Origin of the sequence: Mastigocoleus testarum BC008 (genome assembly GCF_001456025.1) — a bacterium.
GTDB lineage: Bacteria > Cyanobacteriota > Cyanobacteriia > Cyanobacteriales > Nostocaceae > Mastigocoleus > Mastigocoleus testarum.
Window position 1 is genome coordinate 291,139 of record NZ_LMTZ01000096.1, and the last position, 8,727, is coordinate 299,865.

3 protein-coding genes and 1 pseudogene are annotated in these 8,727 nt (G+C 35.8%); 2 read left to right on the top strand and 2 right to left on the bottom strand.

The window, feature by feature from the left end; translation table 11 throughout:
• Window positions 1–390: 390 nt before the first annotated feature.
• Window positions 391–2,598: an ATP-binding protein gene (locus BC008_RS21310; protein WP_027845851.1), complete on the bottom strand. Its 2,208-nt coding sequence runs from the start codon at window positions 2,596–2,598 to the stop codon at window positions 391–393.
• Window positions 2,599–4,617: 2,019 nt separating this feature from the next.
• Here BC008_RS21310 and BC008_RS21315 point away from each other — a divergent pair.
• Together BC008_RS21315 and uvrC are read left to right on the top strand one after the other, a co-directional pair.
• Complete coding sequence (locus BC008_RS21315; RefSeq protein WP_027845852.1) at window positions 4,618–5,049, top strand: response regulator; 432 nt, start codon at window positions 4,618–4,620, stop codon at window positions 5,047–5,049.
• 184 nt (window positions 5,050–5,233) lie between these two features.
• On the top strand, window positions 5,234–7,126 hold the full coding sequence (gene uvrC / locus BC008_RS21320) for an excinuclease ABC subunit UvrC (RefSeq protein ID WP_027845853.1): 1,893 nt from the start codon (window positions 5,234–5,236) through the stop codon (window positions 7,124–7,126).
• A gap of 298 nt (window positions 7,127–7,424) precedes the next feature.
• On the opposite strand, the pseudogene BC008_RS21325 reads toward uvrC, so the two are convergent.
• Window positions 7,425–8,345: pseudogene (locus BC008_RS21325) on the bottom strand (lipoxygenase family protein); the annotation flags it as partial.
• Between the last annotated feature and the right edge of the window lie 382 nt (window positions 8,346–8,727).

Consider the following 8,727-nt stretch of genomic DNA (forward strand, 5'->3'; position numbering starts at 1 on the left):
ACTCCCAACTCCTGACTCCTTACTTCTTACTCCCGACTCCTGACTCCTGACTCCCGACTCCTGACTCCTGACTCCTGACTCCTGACTCCTGACTCCTGACTCCTGACTCCTTACTCCTGACTCCTTACTCCCGACTCCTGACTCCTTACTCCCGACTCCTCACTCCTGACTCCTTATACCAATTTAGAAAAATAATGAGACAGATAGATTTTGTAGAGACGTTGCATGCAACGTCTCTACCGGAGAATCTGTTGCAATGATTTATTGAATTGGTATTACTTCTTACTCCCGACTCCTGACTCCTGACTCCTGACTCCTGACTCCTGACTCCTTACTTCTTACTCCCGACTCCTTACTTCTTACTCCCGACTCCTGACTCCTGACTCTTGTTCATATATCTCCAGAAATCACTAAATTAATTGTCTGTAACAATTCCTTCGCCGTACAAGGTTTTGATAAAAATGCTTTAACTCCTACACCTGCATTTTCAGCTATATTTTGATTGGAAAGTAAGCCGCTAATCCCAATAATTTTGACTGCACTATTAATTTTTTGTAACGTGCGAATAGTCAAAGATCCATCCATTATTGGCATCATCATATCTAACAGTACTACACTAATGGACTGTTGATATTGGGCATATACCGAGACTGCTTCCACACCATCGCTAGCAGTCATGACTTGATAATTATGGATTTCCAAAGAAGATTTAGTTGCTTCTCGAATCGCAGCTTCATCATCTACCACCAATATTAACTCGCCTTCACCACCTAAAACTTCGAGTTCTACTGCGTGTGTAGTTTTTTCTTTTTGACTGCAGGAAGGTAAATAAACTTGAAATTGGGTTCCTTTACCTAACTCGCTGTAAACATTTACAAAACCGCCATGATTTCTAACTATACCCAGCGCTGTAGAAAGACCTAATCCCGTACCCTGACCAATTTTTTTTGTAGTAAAAAATGGCTCAAAAATTCTTTCTTTAATTTGACTGGATATACCAATACCAACATCAGCCACAGTAATTACCACATAGTCACCAACTCGAGCATCGACGTTCATTTTGGTATAGTGTTCGTCAATGGTAATATTAGTGGCAGAAATATTTAAGTTACCTCCATCAGGCATTGCATCGCGGGCGTTAAGAACTAAATTCACCAAAACTTGGTGTAACTGAGTCATATCACCACAAACACAACCAAGTCGCTCTGGGATAATAGTTTTGCAGTCAATGGATTTGGGAAATGTTTCGGTCACAATTTGTTCGATTTCAGAAATTAATTGCTTGACCTCCACAATAGTCTGCTTACTTTCCATACCCCTAGCGAACAACAAGACCTGTTTGACTAAATTTGCTCCCCGCTGAACATTTTTTTCTAAAGTTTTGAGTAGTTGTTGGTTCTGCTCATCATTAAATCTTATCTGCAACAATTGTACTGACATTAATATTGGTGCAAGTATATTATTCAGATCGTGAGCAATTCCACCAGCTAAAGTACCGATACTTTCTAAACGCTGCGATCGTAAAAGAGCCGCTTCTAACTCTTTTTTTCTGGTAATTTCGCGATCTATAGTTAAAATTGATTTTGGTTTACCGCTTTCATCTTTTACTAAGGTCCAGATACTTTCGACTGTAATTTCTTTACCATTTTTACTTACTTGAGTCAGTTCTCCTCGCCACTCACCTTGTTCAATAACTATTTCAAGTGCTTGTTTTTGCTGGGTTAAAACTTGTGAATCTAACAACTTGGAGATATGTTTTCCCACTACCTCATGGGATGTCCAACCATAAAGATTTTCAGCACCCTGGTTCCAATATAAAATTTCTTCACGAATATTTTGAAGCGAAATAGCATCTATAGCTATGTCTAATAAATTAGCTCGCTCGCGAGTACTGCTATCGCGTAAGGTTTTAGCAAGCTCGGCTTCTTGGAGTTGGCTAATATAATTTTTGCAAAAGTAATACAGTAATAATGTCAACAATAAATTGATTACAATCGCAATTAAAAATATTACATCTGTCTGTTGTAAATTGTTATGGAATCGATCAATGTGTTGCTTTAGTAGATTTTCTTCTCCAACTTCAATATTTTTAATTAGTTGCTGAATATCGGCTCCAAAAAAAATCTTTTCCATACTTTGATTTCTACTATAATGACCTGAATCATTTAAGTTTTCTAAATCTGTTGCTGGGTTGAGATTTTCTTTTTCTGAATTAATATCCGATAGAAGTAAATTCAAATTGTTATTTATTTGTTGTTTAAGTACAGCTATATGCTGTTGTAACTGCGGTCTTTCTAGCGTTAATTGTTCCAAATTCTGAATATGCTCCAGAATATCCCTATGAGCCAAAAAAGAGGCTTCGTAGAATTTACGAGTATTTTTAGTCAATAAATATTGACTTTGTAAAATTTCAATATCTTTAAACGAAGAGATAATTCTTTCTAATTGAACGATCACCCTTTCGGAATCAAATGCTATAGTTTGGGCTTCTATAAGTTTAACAGTGCAATTATAGGTAACTTCGGCATTTAGCAACACTACAAGTAATAACAATATAAGTGTTGCTGTTAGTTTTCTGATGATAGGCCATTTCACCATGAGTTAACCATACTCCTTCAGATGCCTTGTGAAGTAATTCATTAATACTGTTTTTGTTAAAAATGTTTATATATACTAAGACTAAACTAGATTCAGGTTCGGCTAAATTTCAGAAACACTTTATTCGCGAAAATTGGCATCTCTAGAAAAAAAAATTAATTCGAGATCCCCTCGCTCTGTAGAATGCTATATAGAGTTATGAGTTTCAACCTCCCAGATATATGAACATACTATTTTTGTTCAAATTCATTAGCTCGAGCATAGCTATGTTTATGACTCAAAATTTTTAGCTCATAAAACCCAAATCAAATTTATAACCTATAAGGTAATAATTATACTTCTCTACAAAGTTTTTCGAACTAAATAGCACCAGATTTTTATATCGATATATTGTCTGCCAGTAAACTGTTTATTAGAAGTTTAATCCTTAAAAATAAAAGGATTTCAGATTTTAATCACTACAAATGGTAAATTTTTCTTCATCTAATTCAAAAGCTAAAATTAAGAATTGGATAAACAAAAATTAATTTACACTTTCAGCCACTACAACTTGTAAGTTTTTTAATCTAGAAGCCAATAAATATTAACCCAGACTTAATATCTACGAATTATTAATCTATATCCTCAGAAAATGATATTTATTCCTTTACCGTAAAATTACGAAATTGATATAGAAAAAAAAGAAGCAGGTGGCATTAGTGATTCTTGCCTCATGATATTTAATATCAGGTTAAGCATTGAATAAATGTTATTTCAAACACATTTCACTCGCTTAATTTTGCATCAATTTATTTTTTGCTCGAATCAAAATTACGAGAATAAAACGGTAAGACACTCTAAGTAATACTAGTTTAATGTTGATAGCTTTTTATACTTGATGTCGCTCTGTCTTACCTGACATTTCCAAGGCAAATAGAAAATTTAAATAATATTAAAACAATATTAAAAAAATATAAAAACAATAAAATATTTTTGAGTAGTCAGTATTTTTTTGTGTGACGGTAACATAATACACCATGACTATAAGTTTGAAAAATATTTTCCCCTTTAGGATTCCACGGTTCGTAGCAGCAGAATTTACCTGAAAGCCTTATGAATACTATATATGTGCCTTAGTCTTACACAGTTAAAAATTCTTCGATGTCAGGAAGAAATAATTAATATTGGGCGAGAAAAACTTAGAGAGGCTTCGGTAATTCCAAAATTAATAAAGTTTTTATGTAAACATTTATATGTATTATATTTAATTAACTGCTCAAAATTTATTTAACATTTTTTAGGTAAAAATATGAACACAAGAGCGGGTAATATAGCTTAATAGTAAATAACAGACATCATTACCCATAGCTTATTTAGCACTGAAATTCTCTTTTAAGAGAGTAGCCAGACTATACTTCCTACAGAATCGAACTTACATCTTGTAGGGGTCCAAACAAGATATACAAATCACTTTGTGATTGTTTTTCCTAAAGCGTCACCTGAAACTATATTTGATGAGGAAAATAATTATTAAATTACTTAGAAAGTGTGGACCAAATTTTCTTTCTTCAACGATTAAAGTTGCCGCCAAAATTGTTTGTAAGAGATAAATTTAAATAACATTAAGAAAATGTCTAGTTTTTGCTTAAGTTTATAATTTGGGATAGAATTGCACAGTTAGATTTTCAATTTACTTTGTTTAAATAGTTGTATTAACCCATTTTAGATATAGCAAATACTGATGGATGATGTTAGATTTTATTGTGAGTTAATAGCTTTCATGAAAGTAGATTAAAGTTATCTAATAAATTTCGATGTTTTTGTTTTCAAATGATTAATAACAGCAGAGATAGGCATCATTTTAAGATAGGGATTTGGCCAATATTTTTAGCAGAGATGCATAAAATGATTGGGCTGATTATTTCAAAAATTTATGCTATATGAATACTCATATTTATTTTCGCCAATTTAAAATCATTAGGCTTAAATAGTTAGTAATTTTATCGATGATTGATTTTAACCTACGATAATTAGGTAAAAATGACGGCACAATTACTTGTGATAAATGAGCAATATAGGTCGCAACAACCCAGACGAATTTTATTAGTTGAGGACCACCAAATTAATAGAATGTTGCTTAGTGACTATCTCAATTACTGTGGATACAATCTTAAAAGCTTATCGGGGGGAGTAGATTTTTTTTCAACTATAGAATCTTTTTATCCACATTTGATTTTATTAGATTTAAAACTTCCAGATTTTGATGGGTACAGTTTATTAAGAGAATTCAAGCAAGAAGATAAATATGCCAGAATACCTATATTTATAGTTTCTGCGTTGGCTTTTAAAGCAGATGAAGAGCGGGCGATGAAGTTGGGAGCTAGTCGTTACTTCGTTAAGCCAATTAATCTCATTAATTTATCATTAGCTATTAAGGAAGCATTCACCAACTGTAGTAGTTTATGCATCTAAGTTAATTTTTATCATTAAGTAGTATTTGTTGAAAATCGTAATCTCTTGCATTCTAAGACTCTCGTTTTGTATAGCCCTAACGAGTTAAAGTCAGTCGAGATTATTTTTCACTGGTCCCAATCATAAGTTCCTAATCTCCTAAAATATATAGAGGTAGATTTATGAAAATTGCTAAATACTATTTGTGACAACATCTACTCAAGCTGTACCTCTATACAAAAACCCAGAACGCCTTGAAGTTCGTCTTAAAGAAATTCCCCCAGAACCAGGCGTTTACTTTATGCGTGACGGTAGCGATCGCATTATATATATTGGTAAATCAAAGAAGTTAAAAACCCGCGTTCGGTCTTATTTTCGCGATTCTCAAAGGCTTACAGAACGGATCGCCACGATGGTGAAGCAAGTGACAGATATTGAATTTATTGTCACTGATACTGAAGCAGAGGCTTTAGCCTTAGAAGCGAATTTAATTAAACAGCACCAACCATACTTTAATGTCCTACTTAAGGATGATAAAAAATATCCTTATGTCTGCATCACCTGGTCAGAAGATTATCCACGTATTTTTATTACCCGCAAGCGCCAATTAGGTAAACCGAAAGATAAATTTTACGGACCTTACACAGAATCTCGATTACTACGACAGATATTGGGTATTTGTAAGCGAATATTTCCCTTACGTCAGCGACGTCAACCTTTATTTAAAGACCGTCCCTGCTTAAATTACGATTTAGGAAGATGTCCTGGTGTTTGTCAACAATTAATTTCACCAGAGGAATACCGCAAAACAGTGCAAAAAATTGCAATGGTATTCCAAGGTAGGGCTGGCGAACTGATTGATGTTTTAACAGTCCAGATGCAAAAAGCCTCAGAAGAACTGAATTTTGAGGTAGCAGCCCGGATTCGCGACCAAATTTCTGGTTTAAAATCCCTCAATGCAGATCAGAAGGTTGCTCTGCCTGATGATACAGTATCTCGGGACGCGATCGCCTTAGCAGCAGGTGAACAAAATGCTTGCATACAACTGTTTCAAATTCGTGCCGGACAATTAGTTGGACGTTTAGCTTATGTTGCTGAAGTACCCGCTCTTTTACCAGGCGAAAATTTTATGGGGGCGATTCTACAACGAGTATTAGAAGAACATTATCAAACTGCTGATGCTGTTGAAATCCCTACAGAAATTCTAGTTCAACATGACTTACCAGACGGTGAAATTTTGGCAGATATTCTCAGTCAACGTAAAGGTAAGAAAGTAACGATATTGAATCCTCAACGACAACTCAAGGCAGAATTAATTGAGATGGTCGAACGCAATGCTCAATATGAATTGCAAAGAATGCAAAAATTGAGCGATCGCAACCAGCAAGCAATGCAAGATTTAGCTAACATTCTCGACTTACCGGACTTACCACGTCGACTTGAGGGTTATGATATTTCCCATATCCAAGGTTCTAATGCGGTTGCTTCCCAAGTCGTATTTGTTGATGGGTTACCAGCAAAACAACACTATCGCCACTACAAAATTAAAAATCCTGAAGTTACCATCGGTCACTCCGATGACTTTGCTTCTCTTGCGGAAGTTATTGGTCGTCGATTTCGTAAGTACATACAAGAGCCAGAATTACAGCGTGTAGGTAATCCAGATTGGCCCGATCTAGTTATGATAGATGGCGGTAAAGGTCAATTATCCTCAGTTGTAGCGGTTTTACAAGAGATGAATTTGTTGGAAGATTTGCGAGTAGTAAGTCTTGCAAAAAAACGAGAAGAAATATTTCTACCTGGGGAATCTCAACCCCTAGCAACTGAACCTGAACAAACAGGAGTACAACTATTACGTAGATTACGAGACGAAGCCCACAGGTTTGCAGTTAGCTTCCACCGTCAACAACGGACAAATGCTTTGCGACGATCGCGTCTAGATGAAATACCTGGTTTGGGACACCATCGACAAAAACAATTATTAGCCCATTTCCGTTCTGTAGATTATATCCGGCAAGCCACACCGGCACAATTGGCGGAAGTGACAGGAATTGGTCCTCGTTTAGCAGAAGAAATCTACAATTATTTTCATCCTTAATATTTTCTGGATATAAATTAATTTATTTTTGGATTAATTGGTAAATATCCTAACTGGAAGAGAAGGTTAGAAAAAAATATGGGTAACTGATAACTGAAAATGCCGTTATCAAATTACCCATTACCCATTACCCATTACCATCACTAGAGTAACAAATTCATTTAAAGTTGGGATATTTAAGATTTGAATTTTTGATTAAGTTTTAGGGATTAATATCTTGATTTTTCAAAGTTTTTACGCACAGAGTTGTACTAGAAAAAACTCTAATTTCTGATCGCTTGACTCTATTGGAAACATTTCAACCACTTGTACTGTTAGCCATCCGAGAGGGTAGAAAGCCTGGATAACATTCCTTCCGGCGTTTATTTCGTCGCAATATTCGTTTTTCTACCAATTCTAGACGACGCTGAAAATTTGTGAGAACTTTAATTGCTCGCGGATCTTGAAAACTGTTAGCACCAAAATCTGTAAATGCTTTTGGATCGTACTTGGTACCGACGCTTGCAATAGGATTAAGCTGGGCAAAAGTTCGGGTTACATCGGGTAGAAAACTAGTCAGGCTATCTTCATTATCAAACATTCCTTTTTCTTGAGGAATAGGTTTATAGATAGATCCGGGCATATTAGGAATGAAAGCCATATATTGATATTGAGTCCAAGCAATTGCTGAGTGTTGTGGACCAGCAATGAAAATTATTTGTGTCAACAGGTCAATCAACTGGTTGCGGTTAGTAATTTGCTCCGGTAAGGAAACTACACCAAAACCTCCATCACTAATCGATTTTCTTAATACCTGTAGCCAATTTTGTAGTTCAAAATCCTCACGCACATCTCTATTGGATCTGTAGTAAATACTGATATATTCACTGACGTAGTCCTCTAGAGTACCCCAGAGCAACAACCCATCATCCCGATAAGGAAAATCTCGCAACATAGAACGGTCATCCACACCACGCAAATGTAAATTCCTGGGAAACGCAAACTTGCTGAAGTTACCGAACAGTTCCGACACACCCCTATCCGCAAGATTGAGTGAGCTTTCTAGAGCACCTACAAAAAATGTTTCCACAAATCCCCCTGGATTTATAAGCCGCTCATCAGCCAGAAAATTAACTGCCATAGTGAACTCAAAATGGGGTTTTAATAAAACATTAACCGGATGGCGAGCGGCTAATGAACGAACTGTTGCTAACGCAATTGGTTCCATCGAAAGATGAGTCTGACCCGAATGGCACTAAGAAAAGCCACAAGCTATGCAAAATAAGCACTATAGCTTTTCAAGCAATTTAATAATTAAAGGATAGTTTAGGAGGTTGTTCTTGATGCAATATCTTCACTTGGGGCCACGAATGGACAGCATGGAGCGATTGATCTGCAGGTTTCCGCTGTGCTAACGCTCCGCTACGCTACGCACCTACGATAAGCGGGGTTATCCATGCCGCAGGCACACTGTAGCGAATGGATGAAACAAGTATGTAAGGACGATGTAAAATTTGTTGTGGGTAGAAAAGCTTACTCGTTCATGAAATACTTTCTTTGATACGAGCAAGCCAACAGATAAATACTACTGTGACACTACGAGTACAAATCCTCAAGAATAA

Bases quoted from the DNA above. Each gene is read 5' to 3' on its own strand.
- BC008_RS21310 (WP_027845851.1), bottom strand. From the start codon at position 2,598: ATGGTGAAATGGCCTATCATCAGAAAACTAACAGCAACACTTATATTG.
- BC008_RS21315 (WP_027845852.1), top strand. From the start codon at position 4,618: ATGACGGCACAATTACTTGTGATAAATGAGCAATATAGGTCGCAACAA.